General features: G+C 70.4%; 16 protein-coding genes. 10 read left to right on the top strand and 6 right to left on the bottom strand.

Translation table 11 applies throughout. The features are described from left to right. The first annotated feature begins 255 nt into the window (after positions 1–255). Both ACXJKQ_RS23635 and ACXJKQ_RS23630 read left to right on the top strand, forming a co-directional pair. Complete coding sequence (locus tag ACXJKQ_RS23635; RefSeq protein ID WP_457108134.1) at positions 256–483, top strand: hypothetical protein; 228 nt, start codon at positions 256–258, stop codon at positions 481–483. 281 nt (positions 484–764) lie between these two features. Continuing rightward, positions 765–1,544, top strand: coding sequence for a DUF1194 domain-containing protein (locus ACXJKQ_RS23630; protein WP_457108136.1), 780 nt, complete (start codon positions 765–767; stop codon positions 1,542–1,544). Positions 1,545–1,948: 404 nt separating this feature from the next. On the opposite strand, the gene ACXJKQ_RS23625 is transcribed toward ACXJKQ_RS23630, so the two are convergent. The 6 genes from ACXJKQ_RS23625 to ispG all read right to left on the bottom strand — a co-directional run bounded on the left by ACXJKQ_RS23625 (position 1,949) and on the right by ispG (position 9,909). Beyond that, the gene (locus ACXJKQ_RS23625) at positions 1,949–2,332 is read right to left on the bottom strand and encodes a hypothetical protein (protein WP_457108133.1); all 384 of its coding nucleotides are present in this window, start codon (positions 2,330–2,332) and stop codon (positions 1,949–1,951) included. A gap of 75 nt (positions 2,333–2,407) precedes the next feature. Beyond that, positions 2,408–4,720: a molybdopterin cofactor-binding domain-containing protein gene (locus ACXJKQ_RS23620; RefSeq protein ID WP_457108135.1), complete on the bottom strand. Its 2,313-nt coding sequence runs from the start codon at positions 4,718–4,720 to the stop codon at positions 2,408–2,410. 29 nt (positions 4,721–4,749) lie between these two features. Next, the gene (locus tag ACXJKQ_RS23615) at positions 4,750–5,229 is read right to left on the bottom strand and encodes a (2Fe-2S)-binding protein (RefSeq protein WP_457108132.1); all 480 of its coding nucleotides are present in this window, start codon (positions 5,227–5,229) and stop codon (positions 4,750–4,752) included. 456 nt (positions 5,230–5,685) lie between these two features. Next, positions 5,686–6,021: a DUF6968 family protein gene (locus ACXJKQ_RS23610; RefSeq protein ID WP_457108131.1), complete on the bottom strand. Its 336-nt coding sequence runs from the start codon at positions 6,019–6,021 to the stop codon at positions 5,686–5,688. A gap of 218 nt (positions 6,022–6,239) precedes the next feature. Beyond that, positions 6,240–8,249, bottom strand: a complete 2,010-nt coding sequence (locus ACXJKQ_RS23605; RefSeq protein WP_457108130.1) for a potassium transporter Kup — start codon at positions 8,247–8,249, stop codon at positions 6,240–6,242. A 313-nt stretch (positions 8,250–8,562) separates the two neighbouring features. After that, positions 8,563–9,909 carry a flavodoxin-dependent (E)-4-hydroxy-3-methylbut-2-enyl-diphosphate synthase gene (gene ispG / locus ACXJKQ_RS23600; RefSeq protein WP_457108129.1) on the bottom strand — a complete coding sequence of 449 codons (1,347 nt, stop codon included), beginning with the start codon at positions 9,907–9,909 and terminating at the stop codon, positions 8,563–8,565. Positions 9,910–10,267: 358 nt separating this feature from the next. On the opposite strand from ispG, the gene ACXJKQ_RS23595 reads away from it, so the two are divergent. The 8 genes from ACXJKQ_RS23595 to deoC all read left to right on the top strand — a co-directional run bounded on the left by ACXJKQ_RS23595 (position 10,268) and on the right by deoC (position 17,594). Next, on the top strand, positions 10,268–11,395 hold the full coding sequence (locus ACXJKQ_RS23595; protein WP_457108128.1) for a patatin-like phospholipase family protein: 1,128 nt from the start codon (positions 10,268–10,270) through the stop codon (positions 11,393–11,395). Between the two features lie 234 nt (positions 11,396–11,629). Then, positions 11,630–13,321 carry a methyl-accepting chemotaxis protein gene (locus tag ACXJKQ_RS23590; RefSeq protein WP_457108127.1) on the top strand — a complete coding sequence of 564 codons (1,692 nt, stop codon included), beginning with the start codon at positions 11,630–11,632 and terminating at the stop codon, positions 13,319–13,321. Between the two features lie 116 nt (positions 13,322–13,437). Then, complete coding sequence (locus tag ACXJKQ_RS23585; RefSeq protein WP_457108126.1) at positions 13,438–13,992, top strand: glutathione peroxidase; 555 nt, start codon at positions 13,438–13,440, stop codon at positions 13,990–13,992. 57 nt (positions 13,993–14,049) lie between these two features. Then, positions 14,050–14,697 carry a sigma-70 family RNA polymerase sigma factor gene (locus ACXJKQ_RS23580; RefSeq protein ID WP_457108125.1) on the top strand — a complete coding sequence of 216 codons (648 nt, stop codon included), beginning with the start codon at positions 14,050–14,052 and terminating at the stop codon, positions 14,695–14,697. 100 nt (positions 14,698–14,797) lie between these two features. Beyond that, positions 14,798–15,562, top strand: coding sequence for an anti-sigma factor family protein (locus tag ACXJKQ_RS23575; RefSeq protein ID WP_457108124.1), 765 nt, complete (start codon positions 14,798–14,800; stop codon positions 15,560–15,562). 62 nt (positions 15,563–15,624) lie between these two features. After that, positions 15,625–16,053 (top strand): cytidine deaminase, encoded by a 429-nt coding sequence (locus ACXJKQ_RS23570; RefSeq protein WP_457108123.1) that lies wholly within the window; start codon positions 15,625–15,627, stop codon positions 16,051–16,053. Continuing rightward, positions 16,046–16,870, top strand: a complete 825-nt coding sequence (locus ACXJKQ_RS23565; RefSeq protein ID WP_457108122.1) for a purine-nucleoside phosphorylase — start codon at positions 16,046–16,048, stop codon at positions 16,868–16,870. The genes ACXJKQ_RS23570 and ACXJKQ_RS23565 overlap by 8 nt, the downstream gene beginning before the upstream one ends. Next, entirely contained in the window at positions 16,863–17,594 is a 732-nt protein-coding gene (deoC, locus tag ACXJKQ_RS23560) for a deoxyribose-phosphate aldolase (RefSeq protein WP_457108121.1), read from the top strand. Before ACXJKQ_RS23565 ends, deoC begins: the two co-directional genes overlap by 8 nt. The last annotated feature ends 2 nt before the right edge of the window (positions 17,595–17,596 follow it).

Raw genomic sequence — 17,596 nt, 5'->3', positions numbered from 1 at the left:
GCGCCGGGCGGCCTGACGCGCCGCCGCCCGGCGCCTGCGGGCACGGGGGCGGCAAGGTATTGCGGAGGCTCGCGTTTTCGATTCGTGTCGCGGCTATTCCGGCGAGGATCAAAATCTTAAATGCCGCGAATCACTTCCCCGCGAGCTGTCAAGAACTGGTCGGGGCGTTGCCCACGGGTTACAACAGCCAAGCTCGGTTTCGGCGTCGCGGCCCACCCGAGCGTTCGTTGAAGCCACAAGGGGAAGCAACTACCCATGCAGCACTTCACCGTAACCGACCGCGAGCGCGACACCGTTCTGGCGGCGCTGCGCTATTACCAGTTCTACCGGATGCAGGGACATCCGTTCGACCCCCGCCAGGACCACCTGATCGACACCATCGCGGGCCGGACCGGCGACGCGCTGGATCTCGCCGAGATCGACGATCTCTGTGCCGGCCTGAACGGCAACCCGCACGCGCTTGGCGCCGCGGCTGCGGCCTGAGCCGTCCTCCGGGCGGCGCTCAGGCCGCCCTCGACGGCCCCGGGATGGGGCGGGGGGAGGGGCCGTCTCCGAGATGAGCGGGCCACCGCCGCCGGAGACGAACTTCCTCACCGGGGCCGGGCTTCGAGCCCGATCGCGACCCGGCCGGCGCGGCGTCGGATCGTCCCGATGGCGCGTCGGCCCGAGCGGCGAGCCCCCCGAAAGGCCGGTTTCGCAACGCCCCGAAACATGCCCTAACGGGCGCACGAGGGCCGCGCGTTCCGGGAGTTCCGATGCCGATGATGCGGACGGAGTCGGGATGGATCCGCCGCGGGCTGCTGCGATCCGCCGGCCTCCTGCTGCTGGGGTTGGCTCCAGCCGCCGCCGCGCCGGACAGCGTCGGCACCGCGCTTCTCGTCTCGGTGGACGTGTCGCAATCCGTCGACGATACCCGCTTCCGGCTCCAGATGGAGGGTATCGCCGAGGCCCTGGAGGATCCCGCCGTCGTCGGTGCCATCACGGGCAATCCCGGCGGCATCCTGTTCGCCATGGTGACCTGGGCCGACAAGGCCGACCTCGCGGTCGGCTGGCGGCGGATCGTCAGCCGGGCCGACGCGACGGCCGTGGCAGCCCTGGTCCGTGCGACGCCCCGGCAGGCGGGCGAGTTCACCTGCCTCGGCCAGATGTTCCGGACGGTGACGGCCGGGGTGCTGCCGGCCCTGCCGCTCCCGGCCGAGCGCGTCGTGGTCGACGTCTCGGGGGACGGCATCGACAATTGCACCGATGCCGACAGCCTCGCGGAGGCGCATGCGGGCCTGCTCGCCACCGGGGCGACGGTCAACGGCCTGCCGATCCTGGTGCCGGGCGAGAACGACGTGGTCGGGGCCGGAGCCTACCGGGCGCCCGGCTACGGATTGCGGGCGACGCCGCTGCCTCAGGAGCGCACGAGCCTGGAGCAATGGTACCGCGCCCATGTCATCGGCGGACCGGGCGCGTTCCTGCTGGCGGCGGCCGGCTACGGCGACTTCTCGCGGGCGCTGCGGCGGAAGTTCGTGATCGAGATCAGCGCGCTGGGGCGATGATCGCGGCGCCCGTGGACGCTCGGTCATGCGGGCTCAGGCCGCCCCCTCGCCCGGTGGGCCAGCGGATCCGCGCATCGGCTTTGACAATGCGGTTTCAGGACCGGGCGCGGGTCCCCTCTCCAGACAAGTCGGGCTTGCCCGACTTGGGCTCCTCAGTGCGGATCTCGGGCAGGCCCGAGATCCGTCGGGAGAGGGACAGGGTGAGGGATGGGCGGCATCCGCAGACAGCGCGACGGGCTCGCCCGTCGACCGCGTGCTCGATTCTGACGCGTCTCGCCCCTCACCCCGACCCTCTCCCGCACGGGAGAGGGGGCGCGTCGCGCTCCGCTGCAAGCGCCCGTTTCCGATCCAGATCTGTGGATGTCGTAGCCCGCGCGCTCCTCAGGTGAGGGTGATTCCGCCCGTCAGGGCGCCTTCTTCAACTGCTGCTCGGCGCGCGACAGGGAGGCTTCGCAGGCCTTCTCGTCGCCCTTCGAATCCGCCGTGCGGGCCTCCTCCAGGGCGACCTTCGCCTGCTGGGCGGCATCCGCCCCCTGGCCGGCCTGGGCCGATTTCTCCGGCGGGGCCTCCGGGGCTTCCTTCGCCCGCTGGCCCTCCGTGCCGGTGACCCCCTCGCCGGCGCGCTTGGCGGCATTGCCCTGGCCGCTGGTCGAGGCCGAGATCGACTGGGTCAGCTCGGCCTGGACCCGCTTGGAGACGCCCTCGATCCGGTCGCCGCAGGGCGAGGCGAGGGCGGGCGCCGCCGTCAGGATCAGGGTCAGGCAGGCCGTCAGGGCGGGACGCATCATCGTGTCGGGTCTCTTTCCAAAAAGAAGGGGCCGCGGGTTCCCCCACGGCCCCAACGCATCGCGACGGATGCCGGTTCAGGCGCTCAGCTGATCGCGGATCGGCAATTGCCGGACCCGCCGGCCGGTGGCGGCGAAGATCGCGTTGGCGATCGCCGGTGCCACCGGCGGCACGCCGGGCTCGCCGACGCCGCCGAGGGGGCCGTCATAGCTGCCGGACGGCACGAGGTGGACGCGAACGGCCTTCGGGGCGGCGTCGATCCGGAGGACCTCGTAGCCGTCGAAGTTGTTCTGCACCGCCCGGCCCTGCTTGAAGGTGATCTCGGAGGTGAGGGCGAGCCCCATCCCCATGACCACCGCGCCCTCCATCTGCGAACGGATGCGCTCCGGGTTCACCTGCGGCCCGCAATCGACCGCGATGTCGACCGCCTTCACCTTCACCTGGCCCTTGTCGTCGACCTCCACCTCGGCCGCCACCGCCGTGTAGGTGACGAAGCTGTAGTGGCCGGCAATGCCGAGGCCGGTGCCCTTGGGCATCTGCCGCCCCCAGCCCGCGCCCTTGGCGGCCGCCTCGATCACGCCGCGCAGGCGGCCGGTCTCGATCGGGTAGCGCTTGGGGTCCTCGCCGTAGTTCCAGACGTCGCCGATCTCGGTCGGGCTGATCGACCGGTCCGGACCGATCAGCTCCAGCAGGTACTCCTTCGGCTCGCGGCCGGCGGCATGCGCCAGCTCCGACACGAAGGACTGGATCGCGAAGGCGTGCGGGATGTTCGACACCGAGCGGAACCAGCCGATCCGCACATGGGCGGCGGCCTCCGGGTTCTCCAGCCGGAGGTTCGGCACGTTGAAGGGCGTGTTGACCAGCCCCATGCCCAGCTCCAGCGGCAGCTCGTGCTTGGGATCCGGCGCGAAGAGCGAGCCGATCGTCGGCGCCACCGAGCGGTGCAGCCACGCCACCGGCATGCCCTTCTCGTCGAGGCCGGCCTCCAGATGCTCCACCGAGATCGTGTGGTAGAAGCCGTGGTGGAGGTCGTCCTCGCGGGTCCAGGCGAGCTTCACCGGCGCACCGCCGACAGCCTGCGAACAGAGCGCCGCCTCGACCACGTAGTCGGGCTTGGACTTGCGCCCGAAGCCGCCGCCGAGCAGCGTGACGTTCACCTTGACCTTGTCGTCCGGCAGCTTGAGCGCCTTCATCAGGCGGTCGTTGGCGGCCTGCGGGCCCTGCACGCAGGCCCAGGCCTCGCAGAATCCGTCCTTCACCCGGGCCACCGCGGCCGGGGGCTCCATGGGGGCCTGGGCGAGGTGGGGCACGAAGTACTCGGCCTCGACCTTGGTCTTGGCCTTGGCCATCGCGCCGTCGACGTCGCCCTGCGTGCGCACGACCTTGCCGGGCTTGCGGGCGGCGGCCTCCAGCTCCTTGCGGAACGCATCCGTGTCGTAGCCGGCGTTCGGGCCGTCGTCCCAGGTGATCTTGAGGGCGTCCCGGGCCTTCAGGGCCGCCCAGGTGTTCTTGGCCACCACGGCGACGCCGCCGAGCGGCATGAACTCGGACGGGATCTCGCCGCCGTCGATCTTGAAGATCTTCACGACGCCCGGGACCTTCTTGGCCTCGCCGTCGTCGAAGGACTTCACTTTACCGCCGTAGACGGCAGGGCGCGCGACGACCGCGTACAGCATCCCGTCGAGCTTGGTGTCGAGGCCGTAGACGGCCTTGCCGGTGGTGATGTCGACATTGTCGATCAGCCCGATCTTGCCGGTGCCGATGTAGCGGAAGTCCTTCGGGTCCTTCAGCGTGACGTCGGTGGGCACCGGCAGCTCGGCGGCGGCCTTGGCCACGGCGCCGTAGCCGAGGGTGCGGCCCGACTTGGCGTGGGTCAGGGTGTGGTTGACGGCGGTCACCTCGGAGGCCGGCACGCTCCACTGCTTGGCCGCAGCCTGGATCAGCATCAGCCGCGCGGCCGCGCCGGCATGGCGGAAGTGCTGGAAGAAGTGGCGGGTCGAGCGCGAGCCGTCGGTGTCCTGGTTGCCGAAGCGGGTCTCGTCGCCCCAGGCCTGGACCACCTTCACCTTCGACCAGTCGGCCTCAAGCTCGTCGGCGACCGTGAGGGCGACCGAGGTCCGGATGCCCTGGCCCATGTCGGAGCGGTGGTTGGTGACCGTGACGGTGCCGTCGGGGGCGATGGCCACGAAGACCTTCGGATCGTCGCGCCAGCCATGCGGCATGCCGTCGGCGCCGAACTTCTGCTCCTCGGCCTTGGCGTCCTCGGCCCGGGCCGGGCCGCGCAGGCTCAGCGCCAGGACGAGGGCGCCGGCGCCGCCGAGGATGCCGCGGCGGCTGACATTGTCGAGTACCGGCGCGAGGGTCGGCGTGGTCGCGGCCCGTTCGGCCATCCGCTGGGCCGAGGCAATGGCTTCTTGAATCACAGGCGCTCTCCCTTGCTGGCGGGTGCCGCCTGGCCGGCAGCCTGATGGATCGCGGCGCGGATGCGCGGATAGGTGCCGCAGCGGCAGATGTTGCCGCTCATCGTGTCGTCGATGTCCTGGTCGGACGGCTTCGGTGTGTCCTTCAGGAGGGCGGCGGCCTGCATGATCTGGCCGCACTGGCAGAAGCCGCACTGGGCGACGTTCTGGTCGCGCCACGCCACCTGCACCGGGTGATTGCCGTCCGGCGACAGGCCCTCGATGGTGACGACCTCCTGGCCCGCGGCCGCCGAGACCGGCGTGATGCAGGCCCGCGTCGCCGCGCCGCCGAGGTGGATCGTGCAGGCCCCGCAGAGCGAGACGCCGCAGCCGAACTTGGTGCCGGTGAGCCCGAGTTCGTCCCGCAGGTACCACAGCAGCGGCATGTCGGGGTCGCCGTCGAAGCTGCGCGCAGCCCCGTTCACGGTGAGTTTGATCATCGATGCGTCCTGTCTGGCGGCGCCGGAGCGGCGTTCGATCGGGTCCGAGCCGGGCCTGGGGCCGATGCCGGATTGGTCGGCTCACGTCCGCCGATGCGGTCGTGCCGCCGGGTGAACGCGCGAGCTCAGAATAATAAGCATTCTAAGGCAGGCCTCACCCTGGGCGCAACGCACGGACAGGGCCGGTCATCCTCGCTTGGTTGCGCTCAGATCATGCCGCGTGCGGCGGCGCACATGAGGTGCGGGTTCATGGGAACAACCTGAGATTGTGTCCGCGCGTCGGGCGTGGCCAGTCCGGCCGTGCCATCGCGTGCTGCCCGATCAACCTCTGCCGATCAGGGGCCTGGATCCCGCCCTGAGAACGCGGCGAGCCGGCGCCGTCACGCTCCAGCGATCTTCCACCAGAGCAGCGGCCCGCGACGATGGCGTTGATCAGCCGGAGCGCGGGTCCGGTGCTCACCCGTCGAAGATTTTGTCGTCTCCGATCAAAAGCTCACGTCCATTCTTCGGCATTGGGAAGCCGTAGCCTCTCCCGGGCCTGTCGAACACCAGGGTGCCCGCCTTGTGATAGGCGCTGGCATATAGTGAGATGCCGATTTTCTGGAGCGTGAGGTGGAGCGCTTGAAAGGCGTCGACGCCAGCGCCGAAGCTCTGTTCCGGAGCGTTCGGCCATTCAATCGTATAGCGGCAGATCCACATCCCGTCCGCGTTTTCAGGTTCGTGCATCGTAATCTTGCACGCCTTTGGCTCGGATCCGCCCTGTATCGAGAGAGATCGCTCCGCGATCACCATGGCTCGACCTCGAAAAGGCGCGATGACGCGTCGGAATCATCTCGTAGACGGCGAGTCGCAATGTTTCATATGTGCAGATCCGAATCAACCGCGGAAATTAAGCGGCCATTCGACTGAGAGTTTCACATTATTACGTGACTACATAAATATTGGCGGTAAAATACCGGAATTACATGAATATTTGACCGAAATTACTGCGCGTCTGCCGGATTTCCCAACTACACCGTCACCTGCGTCCCAACCTCCACCACCCGCCCGGTGGGGATCTGGAAGAAGTCCGTGGCGTCGTTGGCGTTCTTGGCGAGGGTGATGAAGATCCGGTCCTGCCAAAGCGGCATGCCGGAATGCGCCGCCGGCCGGATCGAGCGGCGCGACAGGAAGAACGACGTCGCCATGATGTCGAACTTGAAGCCCTGGCGGCGCAGCAGCACCAGCGTCTTCGGGATGTTCGGCGTCTCCATGTAGCCGAACTTCATCACCACCCGGTAGAAATGCGGGCCCACCGGCTCGATCCGCACCTTGTCGGCCTCGTTGGAGCGGGGCGTGTCCACCGTCTCGACGGTGAGGATCACGTTCTTCTCGTGCAGCACCTTGTTGTGCTTGAGGTTGTGCAGGAGCGCCGCCGGGGCGATCTCGGGATCGCTCGTGAGGAACACCGCGGTGCCGCGGACGTGGTGGGGCGGGCTCTTCTCCAGCATGCCGACCAGCTCGACCAGCGGCACGTCGGTCTTGCGGGTCTTGTTGAACAGGATCGTGACGCCGCGAACCCAGGTCCACATCAGGATGATCAGGCCGCCCGCCAGCAGGAGCGGCACGTAGCCCCCCTCCACCACCTTGATGAGGTTCGAGAGCAGGAACAGGAACTCCAGGACGATGAACGGCAGCATCACGGCGGCCGCCGCCACCGGCGACCACTTCCACATGCGCCACATCACCAGGAAGGTCAGGGAGGCGGTGAGCAGCATCGTGCCGGTCACCGCGATGCCGTAGGCCGAGGCCAGGGACGAGGAGGTCTTGAACAGGATCGCCAGCAGGACGACGCCGAACATCAGCAGGCCGTTGATCTGCGGGAGGTAGATCTGGCCGGCATGCGACTCGGAGGTGTGGCGGATCTCCAGCCGCGGCAGCAGGCCGAGCTGGATCGCCTGACGGGACAGGGAGAAGGCGCCGGTGATCACCGCCTGGCTCGCCACCACGGTGGCGATCGTGGCGAGCACCACCATGGGCAGCAGGCCCCAGGCCGGCACGAGCTGGAAGAACGGGTCGGCCGTGTCGGGCTTCTCCAGCACCAGGGCCGCCTGCCCGAGATAGTTGAGCGCCAGCGCCGGGAAGACGAGGCCGATCCACGCCACCTGGATCGGCTTGCGGCCGAAATGGCCGAGATCGGCGAACAGCGCCTCGGCCCCGGTCACGGCCAGGAACACGGCGCCGAGCGCCACCAGCGCGCCGGTGCCGTGGCCCAGCAGGTAGACCACGGCGTGCCAGGGATTGACCGCCCGGAACACCTCCGGGTGCAGGGCGATGTGCGGCAGGGCCGCCAGCGCCATCGCGACGAACCACACGATCGTCGCCGGCCCGAAGAAGGCCGCGACCTTGGCGGTGCCGCGATTCTGCACGAGGAACAGCGCGACGATGATCACCACGGTGATCGGCAGGACGTAGTCGTCGAGGGCGGGGGTGACGAGCTTCAGGCCCTCCACCRCCGAGAGCACCGAGATCGCCGGGGTGATGACCGCGTCGCCGTAGAACAGCGACGCGCCCATCAATCCCAGCATGAACACGATGCGCGAGCCGCCGAGCGCCTTCCGCGCCAAGGCCATGAGCGAGAGGATGCCGCCCTCGCCGTTGTTGTCCATGCGCAGCAGGATCGCGACGTACTTCACCGTCACGATCATGAAGAGAGCCCAGAGGATCAGCGAGACGGTGCCGATCACCTCCTCGGGCAGGAGGATGCCGTCGGTCCGGGCCGGGACCAGCGCCTCGCGGAACGCGTAGAGCGGGCTCGTGCCGATATCGCCGTAGACGACGCCGACGGAGCCGACGAGGAGCGTCCAGAAGCCGGCATGGCCGTGGCGCGTCTCCGCCTTCTCGGGGGCATCGAGGGTGCCGGAGGTCGCCGGCCCGTGCACGGCTCCCTGGCTGTCGGTGCCGTCGGCTCCCGCGGCGGTGCCGCGCGCGGCGTCGGGCGCGGGCTGGGCTGCTACGCCGGGTGCGAAGTTGTGGCTCATGCGGATGTCGGAAGCTCGGACGTGGCCGGCGCTTCGCGGTTCGGCTCAGGGGCCAGTCAGGGCCGGGCAGAAAACGCGAAGACTCCGCCGAACCGTGCGGGCCGGCCACCGGGCCGACCGCTCGCGGGATCGTGCGGCCTTGCTATCACGGCCGTGTGCGGCCGGAAACCGGGTGCCTCTGCGAAGATTGCGGCCCTGGGTTTCCGCCCGGCCGCCGCGCTCTCCCGCGGTGCGAAGGGGAAACGACGCGGACGGGCGCCGCCCCGCGCGGCCGCCGACCAGCCTCGGGGCTCAACCGGCCCGAGGGCCGGACTCACTCCGCAGCGGTGCGGGTGCCGCCGCCCTGCTGGCCGAATCGGCGCTGGATGTAGTCGATCACGATCGTCTCGAAATCCTTGGCGAGCGTCGGGCCGCGCAGGGTCATGGCCTTCTTGCCGTCGATGAAGACCGGCGCGGTCGGGGTCTCGCCGGTCCCGGGCAGGGAGATGCCGATATCGGCATGCTTCGATTCGCCCGGGCCGTTCACGATGCAGCCCATCACGGCGACGTTCAGCCCCTCGACGCCCGGATACGACTTCTTCCACTCCGGCATGGAGGTAACGATCCAGTTCTGGATGTCGCGGGCCAGCTCCTGGAAGGTCGTGGAGGTCGTGCGGCCGCAGCCCGGGCAGGCCGCCACCATCGGCACGAAGGTGCGGAACCCCATCGTCTGCAGGAGTTCCTGGCTCGCCTTGACCTCGACGCTGCGGTCGCCGCCGGGCTCGGGGGTCAGCGAGTAGCGGATCGTGTCGCCGATACCCTCCTGGAGGAGCACGCCGATGGCCGCGGAGGCCGCCACCAGGCCCTTGGAGCCCATGCCGGCCTCGGTGAGGCCGAGATGGATCGCGTAATCCGAGCGGCGCGCCACCTCACGATAGACGGCGATCAGGTCCTGCACGGCCGAGACCTTGGCCGAGAGGATGATTTTGTTCTGCGGCAGGCCGAGCTCCACGGCGCGGTCGGCGGAGCTGATCGCGGAGCGGACCATCGCCTCGCGCATCACCGCCCGGGCATCGATCGGCCGCGGCGCCTTGGCGTTCTCGTCCATCAGGTGGGTGAGCAGCTCGCCGTCCAGCGAGCCCCAGTTGGCGCCGATCCGCACGGTCTTGTTGTGCTTGATCGCCTGCTCGATGATCGCCGAGAACTGGGTGTCCTTCTTGTCCTTGAAGCCGACGTTGCCGGGATTGATCCGGTACTTGGCCAGCGCCTCGGCGCAGGCCGGATGGTCGGCGAGCAGCTTGTGGCCGATGTAGTGGAAGTCGCCCACCAGCGGTACGTGGACGCCGATCCGGTCGAGACGTTCGCGGATCTTCGGCACGGCGGCGGCCGCCTCGTCGCGATCGACGGTGATGCGGACGAGTTCCGAGCCCACCCGGGCGAGCTGGGCGACCTGCGCCACGGTGGCGTCGATGTCGGCCGTGTCGGTGTTGGTCATCGACTGGACGACGATCGGCGCGCCGCCGCCGACCATGACCGCGCCCTCGCCCTCGCCGACCGTGACGCCGACCGTGCGGTGGCGCGGGGCGGGGCCGGCGATCTCCGGGCCGCCTGCGGCCAGCGGGTTCTCGCCGGCGGGGATTTCGGCGGTGGTTTCGGAACGGGTGGCTTCCATGACTTCCATCGTGGACCTTCGCGTGCGCGCCTCGCGGGGTGCCGGAGCCGTCACGGCTGCCGGGCCGGTCCCGGGGACACGCCTCGCCGGAACTTCGGGGCTGCCGCGGGTTAGCTGCGGATCACCCGGCGCCGCGTCAAGCCGGCGCCGCGCAGGACAGCATCGCGGCTGTCATGTCGTATCCGGCCGCGGATGTCGAGTTTGCTGCACGTTCGACGGGCGACAGCCGCGGCGGCGACCGGGTTTTCATCCGTCGCTGTGGCCGATTCGCTCGGGTCGAGGCGAGGCAGAGGGTGGCCTGCAACCCTGGTTCCCGGTTGCTGTTGCACTGCAACATCCCATCTATCGCCCTGATCAGGAGGCCGACATGAGCGAGCAATCCGGCGGCACCGAGCCGCACAATCCCGCCACCGCTGTGCCCGAGTCGCCCGTCTCGGACGGCATCGACGCGCAGGCTTCGCAGACGCAGGGAACCCTGCTCGCCGGCCCCAGGGCCGAGAAGCCGGTCGCCCTGGCGCTCCAGGGGGGCGGCGCGCACGGCGCCTTCACCTGGGGCGTGCTCGACGCCCTGATCGAGGACGGGCGCCTCGGGTTCGAGGCGGTCACGGGGGCGAGCGCCGGGGCCATGAACGCCGTCGTCCTGGTGGATGGCTGGCTGAAGGGCGGTCCGGACGGCGCCCGCCAGGGCCTGGAGCGCTTCTGGCGGGAGGTCAGCCTCGACGGCGATCTCGGGCCGACCCAGCGCCATTTCGTCAGCGGCCTGTTCAGCCTGTGGAAGGGCAATCCGGTGGCCGAGTTCTGGTCGAAGGTGCTGGCGCCCAGCCCCTACGTGTCGAATCCGCTCAACATCAATCCGCTGCGCAAGGCCCTCGCCGAGCAGGTGGACTTCGCGCGGCTTCGCGAGGCGGATACGGCGGGCCTGTTCGTCTCGGCCACCAATGTCTGGACCGGCAAGCTCGCGGTGTTCGAGCGCGAGCGCCTCACCGTCGACCACCTGATGGCGTCCGCCTGCCTGCCGACCGTCTTCCACGCCGTGGAGATCGACGGCGTGCCATATTGGGACGGCGGGTATCTCGGCAATCCGCCGCTCTATCCCCTGCACCGCGGCGCCCAGACCCGCGACATCCTCCTCGTGCAGATCAACCCGGTCGAGCGGCGCGAGACTCCGCGCACGGAGAACGAGATCCGCGACCGGCTCAACGAGATCACCTTCAACGCCAACCTGATGCGGGAATTGCGGGCCATCGACTTCCTGGACGGTCTCATCGAGGAGGGCACCCTCGGCCAGGGCGAGTACCGGAGGGTTTTGGTGCACCGGATCGACGGCACCGATGCCCTTGAGGACTACAACGCGGCGTCCAAGCTCGACGCCCGCTGGACCGTGTTCAAGCGCCTGCGCGACAAGGGCCGCGCCGCCGCGCAGGCCTGGCTCGCCGAGAATTACGAGCGGGTCGGCCGGGATTGCACGATCGATCTGCAGCAGACGTATCAGTGATGGTCGACGTTTGCGGGGTATTGTGTAATATCGAGATGGAATAATTTTGAATAAACCGCGCCGTGATTGAAGATGATTTGCATCGTATTACTAATGTAATTCGATTGTGCCATGACTTGCATGCGAGAAATTTGCGCAGACTGAAACATATCGTTTACATGCCTCCCCTACGACCCGAATCCAGGATTGCGAAAGCTTGAGAGGTCTTCGCAATTTGGGGTGGGTGCTTAGAGCATGATATTTCGTTCGTCGGATTTCAGGATCAGCGTCAAGATCGCATTTGTCATGGCCTTGATGCTGGCCGTCATGGTCGCCGTTGCCGTGATTTCCTTACGGAATATCGGCCGGATACAGCATGCCGATGCTTGGACCGAGCACACGCAGGCCGTGCTCACGGAGGTTGGTCGGATGACCACCGGGATGATCGACCGGGAGACGGGCCTGCGCGGCTACATGATCTCCGGCGAACCCGGCTTCCTGGAACCCGATCAAGCCGGCCGCGACGTGTTCCGCGCGGCCTGGGAGAGGGCGCGGCACCTGACCGTGGACAACCCGGTTCAGGTGGCCCGGCTCGAAGCGCTGCGCGCCCTGGCCGGGCGGTGGGACGCGGAGTTCGCCGAACGCACGATCGCCCTGATGCGCGACCCCGCGACACGGGACGCGGCGCGCCGGATGGCAAGTTCGGGCGACGGCAAGGCGATCATGGACGGCATCCGGGCCAAGGCGGCCGAGATCGCCGAATCCGAACGGGTGCTGATGCGGCAGCGGGCCGTGGACAAGGAGCGGGCGATCACCGCGATGCGCCTGGCGTGCCTCGTCGGTCTCGGGGGCATGGTGGGGGTCGCCCTGATCGGACTCACGCTCCTGCAACTCGGGATCGCCAAGCCCATCCGCGCCATCACGGTCGCCATGGGGCGCCTCGCCGCCGACGACCTGTCCGCCGAAGTGCCCGGTGCCGGGCGCCGCGACGAGATCGGCGCGATGGCCGAATCCGTGGGCGTCTTCCGAGATGGACTGGCCCGCGCCAAGATCCTTGAAGTGGAGGCGGCCCAGGCACGGGCGGCCTCGGAAATCCAGCGCCAGGACGCCATGCGTGCCCTGGCCGACGGGTTCGAAGCAGCGGTCGGCGGCGTCGTGCGCGCCGTCTCGACGGCCGCGACCGAGCTGCAATCCATCGCCGAGAGCATGAGCGCGGCCGCCACGGTGACCGCGCAGCAATCGACCACGGTGGCGTCGGCGGCCGAGCAGGCGGCCTCGAACATCAACACGGTGGCGGCGGCGGCCGAGGAACTCGGCACCACCGTCACGGAAATCGGGCGGCAGGTGCAGGGTTCGGCGGGTTTCGCCAGCGCGGCCGTGACCGAAGCGGGGAAATCCGCCGGTCTGATGGAGACCCTGCGCGAGGGCGCCGCCCGGATCGGCGACGTGGTCGGCCTCATCTCTGGGATCGCCGCGCAGACCAACCTGCTGGCGCTCAATGCCACCATCGAGGCGGCCCGGGCCGGCGAGGCCGGCCGGGGCTTCGCCGTGGTGGCGAGCGAGGTCAAGGAACTTGCGGGTCAGACCGCCAAGGCCACCGAGGAGGTCGCGCGGCAGATCGGCGACCTCCAGTCCTGGACCGGAGACGCGTCCGAGGCGATCACGGTTGTCGTCGGCCGCATCCACGAGATCAGCGTGCTGGCCAGCGGCATCGCCTCCTCGGTGGAGCAGCAGGGCGCGGCCACCCAGGAGATCGTCCGGAACGTCGGGCATGCGGCGGTCGGAGCCGGCGCGGTGACGCGCAACATCGCCGGCGTCGCCCGTGCCGCCGAGGGTACCGGCGCCGCCGCCGCGCAGGTCCTGGGCTCGGCGTCCGGCCTCTCGACCCAGGCCCGGCAGCTCGACACGGAGGTTCGCCGCTTCCTGGCCTCGGTCCGGGCCGGATAAGGGGGGAGGATCCCGCCGATCGGGCGTGGCCCTGCGGCGAAAAGACCGGTCCGGTGGGAGAAACACCGGGCGGCTTGGCGCGTTCGCGCAGCTGAATTCGGAACGAGGCTGCCGCCATGACCGTTTTGCGCCGCGAGTTCCTGGTCCTCATCGGTGCCGGCCTTGCCGGCAGCGCCCGCGCCGCCGACGCGACGCGGGCGACGGATTTCGCCTTCGAGGCGCCGGAGGGCGGGCCGATGCCGCTCTCCGCCTATGCGGGCAGGCCCATCCTCGTGGTCAACACCGCCACGGCCTGTGGGTATGCCGGCCAGCTCGCCGGGCTGCAGACGCTGTGGACCCGCTTCGGCGACCGGGGTCTCACAGTGATCGGCGTCCCGTCCCCCGATTTCGGCAACCAGGAGCCCCTGGACGGTCCGGCCATTGCGGAGGCCGCGCGGAAGAATCACGGCGTCACCTTCCCGCTGACCGCCAAGACCCGGGTGAAGATGCCGGGCGCCCACCCGTTCTACCGCTGGGCGGCGGCCGAGCGTCCGGCCGAGACGCCGCGCTGGAACTTCCACAAGTATCTGATCGCCCGCGACGGCAGTCTCGCGGCCGCCTTCGCCACGCAGGTGGAACCCACCGATCCAAGGGTGATCTCCGGGATCGCCGCCGCCCTCGACCAAGCCTGAATGCGACGCCGGACCGCCATGCGGGATTAAACGGCCGGCGGCCGCCGTTCACACCCCATGGCATCGGACAAGATCAAGCGCCCGGACCTCATCGACCTGCTGGTGCCCCTGCGGCGCTACGCCCGGTCTCTCACCCGCGACACGCTGCGGGCGGACGATCTCGTGCACGACACCCTGGTGCGGGCTCTGGAGATGCAGGGCACGCTCCGGCCCAACACCAATCTGCGCACCTGGATGATGACGGTGCTGCACAACGCCTTCATCGACGAGCAGCGCCGACGGCAGGTCGAGGCGCGGCATGCCGATACGCTGGTGCGGATGTCCGAGGACATGGCGCCGCCGGCCCAGGAGGGGCAGGTGCGCCTCGCCCAGATCCGGCAGGCCTTCCTCACGCTGCCCGAGGAGCAGCGCGCCGCGCTTCACCTCGTCACCCTGGACGGCATGGCCTACGCCGACGCGGCGGCCGTGCTCGGCATCCCGATCGGCACGCTGATGTCCCGCCTCGGCCGCGGCCGGGCGGCCCTGCGGGCCTTCGAGGAGGGGACGCGGTCCGAGCGGACCTCCGGCGAGGCGGAGCCCGCCAGGATGTCCGAGAGGCCATCCGATCCGCGGCGCGGGCCGCCGTCCACGCTCAGACTCGTCGTGTCCGACGAGCCGCGGAGCCGTCCCGCCTGGTCCTTCCGGCGCGCCGCCGGGGAGAACTGAGGACGGCGCCGACGACCGGCCGGCACCCCGGTGCCGGCGCTGACTGACGATTGCGACCGGCGGACCGCCTCCGGGGCACGCTGGATTCGAGGACTTCACGATGATCGATCCGATCACAGACGACGATCTCATCGCCTTCGTCGACGGGCAGATCGACCCGATGCGCCGCCTCGACGTCGAGGCGCATCTGGCGGCCCATCCCGAGGCCGCGGCCCGGGTGATGGCCGAGATGCACGATCGCGATGCCCTGCGGGCCTGCTTCGAGCGCGTGCCCGGCCCCGGGCCGGACCGGAACGTCGTCCTCGCACGGCGCTTCGACCGGAACCTGCGCTGGCGGCGGGTCGCCTCCCGCCTGAAGCGGGCCGCGGCCATCGCGGTGCTGGTCGGCGCGGGCTGGCTCGCCCATGACGAGATCGGCCGGTTCGGCGTTCCCGACACCCAGGCGGCCACGCCCGATCCGGTTCTGATCGCGGATGCGCGGCAGGCCCGGGCCGTCGCGCAGCTGCGCAAGAGCATCGGCGGCCAGGGCGACGATCCCGTCTACGACCGCGGGCGCCTTCGCGCCGCCACCGGCATCGATCTTCCGGCGCTCCCCGATGGCTGGCGCGTCCGCGACATCCAGGTCTTCCCCGCCCGGCACGGCACCGGGATCGAACTCGCCCTGGAGGCCGGGCGCTTCGGCGAGGCGTCGCTGTTCGCCACCCGCGGCATCCGCGGTGGTCCGGCGACCCTCACCGGCTCGGACGACGGCGACGTCGTGTCGTGGAACGCCGGCGACACGGCCTACGCCTTGAGCGGCCCACGGGACGACGGGGATCTCCGGCAGGCGGCGAGCCTCCTCGGCGCCGGGACCAGCGTCCGCTGACGGCGGGCTGACCCGGCCCCCGACCCTCGACAGGGTGCCCCGGCGGGTGCCAAAGATCGGCCATGCAGGCCGCGGACTCAGCACGGGAAGATGACGGGCTCGCCGCCCTGTTCGCGGCGGCCCGGGCAGTGCGGGCGCAGGCGCACGCGCCCTATTCCCGTTTCCCGGTCGGTGCGGCGCTGCGCGACGAGCGCGGCGCGATCCATGCCGGCTGCAACGTCGAGAACGCGGCCTATCCCGTGGGCACCTGCGCGGAGGCCGGGGCGATCGCCGCCATGGTGGCCTCCGGCGGGCGGCGCATCGCCGCGATCCTGGTCTGCGGCGAGGGTGCCGGCCTCGTGACGCCCTGCGGCGCCTGCCGCCAGCGCATCCGCGAGTTCGCCGGGCCGGATACGCCGATCCACGCCGCGGGGCCGGACGGCGTCGCCCGCACCTTCACGCTGGCCGAGCTGCTGCCGGAATCCTTCGGGCCGGAGACGCTGGGTGAGTGAGGCCGCCGCCCTCGCCACGCTGCGCGCCGCTGGCTTCGGGGCGGGCTACGCCTGCGCGGTGGTGACCGGGACCGGCCTGGGCGCCGTCGCGGCGGCCCTCACCGAGTCGACCGCCCTCGACTACGCGGCGATCCCGGGCTTCCCCGGGCCGGGTGTCAGCGGCCATGGCGGCCGCCTGCACCGCGGGCGCCTCGCGGGGCGGACGGTCCTGGTCTTCGAGGGGCGGGCGCATGCCTACGAGCGCGGCGATCCGGCGGCGATGCGGGTGCCGCTCGCCTGCGCCCGGCACCTCGGCGCCCGGCGCTTGCTGCTCACCAACGCCTCCGGTTCGCTACGGCCGGAGACCGGACCCGGCAGCCTCGTGCTGCTCGCCGACCACATCAACCTGTCCGGCCTGAACCCGCTGATCGGCGAGGCCAGCGACGCCCGCTTCGTGCCGATGACCGAGGCCTACGATCCGGATCTGCGGGCAGGGCTCCGGGCGGCGGCCGGAGCCTGCGGCCTGCCCCTGGGCGAGGGAATCTACGCGTGGTTCTCCGGCCCGAGCTTCGAGACGCCCGCGGAGGTCCGGATGGCCGGCCTCCTGGGGGCCGACCTCGTGGGCATGTCCACCGTACCGGAGGTCATCCTGGCGCGCTTCCTCGGCCTGCCGGTGGCGGCGGTCTCGGTGGTGACGAACCTGGCCGCCGGGATCGCGGGCGGCGCGCCGCACCACGCGGAGACGAAGGCGGTGGCGGCCCGGGCTGCGGCGGATCTCGGCCGCCTGGTCGGGGCGTTCGTGGCCGGCCTGCCCGAGGGAGAGAGCGACGATGACTGACACCGAAGCCGGTGCGATCGCCCGCCGGGCGCTGCCGCTCCTCGACCTCACCGACCTCGGCGAGACTTGCACCGAGACCCGGATCGATGCCCTCTGCCGGGACGCGAAGCGTGGCGCCGTCGCGGCGATCTGCGTCTGGCCGCGCTTCGTCGAGCAGGGCGCCCGGGCGCTTCACGGCACCGGCATCCGTGTCGCTACGGTGATCAACTTCCCCGCCGGCGGCGAGGATTGCGCCCGCGCCACGGACGACACCGCCGAGGCCCTGCGCGACGGCGCGGACGAGATCGACCTCGTCCTGCCCTACCGAGCCCTGCTGCGGCGCGATGCGGCCGTGGCCCGCGACATGGTCGAGGCCGTGCGCGACACCTGCGGGTCCGCGACCCTCAAGGTGATCCTGGAGACCGGCGAACTCGGCGATCCGGAGACGATCCGAACGGCGAGCCGGCTCGCCCTGGAGGCCGGGGCCGACTTCCTCAAGACCTCCACGGGCAAGAGCCCGGTCTCGGCGACCCCGGAGGCCGCCGAGGCGATGCTGGCCGAGATCCGCGCGAGCGGCCGCCCCGCCGGCCTCAAAGTCTCCGGCGGCCTGCGCAGCGTCGGCGATGCCGCCACCTATCTGGCCTTGGCCGACCGGATCATGGGGCCGGACTGGATCAGCCCCAAGACCTTCCGGCTCGGGGCGAGCAGCCTGTTCGAGACCCTGATGCAGGCGCGGGACCTCTGAGC

This window comes from Methylobacterium sp. P5_C11 (genome assembly GCF_054049775.1).
This window is presented reverse-complemented; position numbering and strand designations above follow the sequence as displayed.

Bases quoted from the DNA above. Each gene is read 5' to 3' on its own strand.
- ACXJKQ_RS23620 (WP_457108135.1), bottom strand. From the start codon at position 4,720: ATGGCCGAACGGGCCGCGACCACGCCGACCCTCGCGCCGGTACTCGAC.
- ACXJKQ_RS23615 (WP_457108132.1), bottom strand. From the start codon at position 5,229: ATGATCAAACTCACCGTGAACGGGGCTGCGCGCAGCTTCGACGGCGAC.
- ispG (WP_457108129.1), bottom strand. From the start codon at position 9,909: ATGGAAGTCATGGAAGCCACCCGTTCCGAAACCACCGCCGAAATCCCC.
- ACXJKQ_RS23595 (WP_457108128.1), top strand. From the start codon at position 10,268: ATGAGCGAGCAATCCGGCGGCACCGAGCCGCACAATCCCGCCACCGCT.
- ACXJKQ_RS23570 (WP_457108123.1), top strand. From the start codon at position 15,625: ATGCAGGCCGCGGACTCAGCACGGGAAGATGACGGGCTCGCCGCCCTG.
- ACXJKQ_RS23590 (WP_457108127.1), top strand. From the start codon at position 11,630: ATGATATTTCGTTCGTCGGATTTCAGGATCAGCGTCAAGATCGCATTT.
- ACXJKQ_RS23630 (WP_457108136.1), top strand. From the start codon at position 765: ATGCGGACGGAGTCGGGATGGATCCGCCGCGGGCTGCTGCGATCCGCC.
- ACXJKQ_RS23625 (WP_457108133.1), bottom strand. From the start codon at position 2,332: ATGATGCGTCCCGCCCTGACGGCCTGCCTGACCCTGATCCTGACGGCG.
- ACXJKQ_RS23635 (WP_457108134.1), top strand. From the start codon at position 256: ATGCAGCACTTCACCGTAACCGACCGCGAGCGCGACACCGTTCTGGCG.
- deoC (WP_457108121.1), top strand. From the start codon at position 16,863: ATGACTGACACCGAAGCCGGTGCGATCGCCCGCCGGGCGCTGCCGCTC.
- ACXJKQ_RS23580 (WP_457108125.1), top strand. From the start codon at position 14,050: ATGGCATCGGACAAGATCAAGCGCCCGGACCTCATCGACCTGCTGGTG.
- ACXJKQ_RS23610 (WP_457108131.1), bottom strand. From the start codon at position 6,021: ATGGTGATCGCGGAGCGATCTCTCTCGATACAGGGCGGATCCGAGCCA.
- ACXJKQ_RS23585 (WP_457108126.1), top strand. From the start codon at position 13,438: ATGACCGTTTTGCGCCGCGAGTTCCTGGTCCTCATCGGTGCCGGCCTT.
- ACXJKQ_RS23575 (WP_457108124.1), top strand. From the start codon at position 14,798: ATGATCGATCCGATCACAGACGACGATCTCATCGCCTTCGTCGACGGG.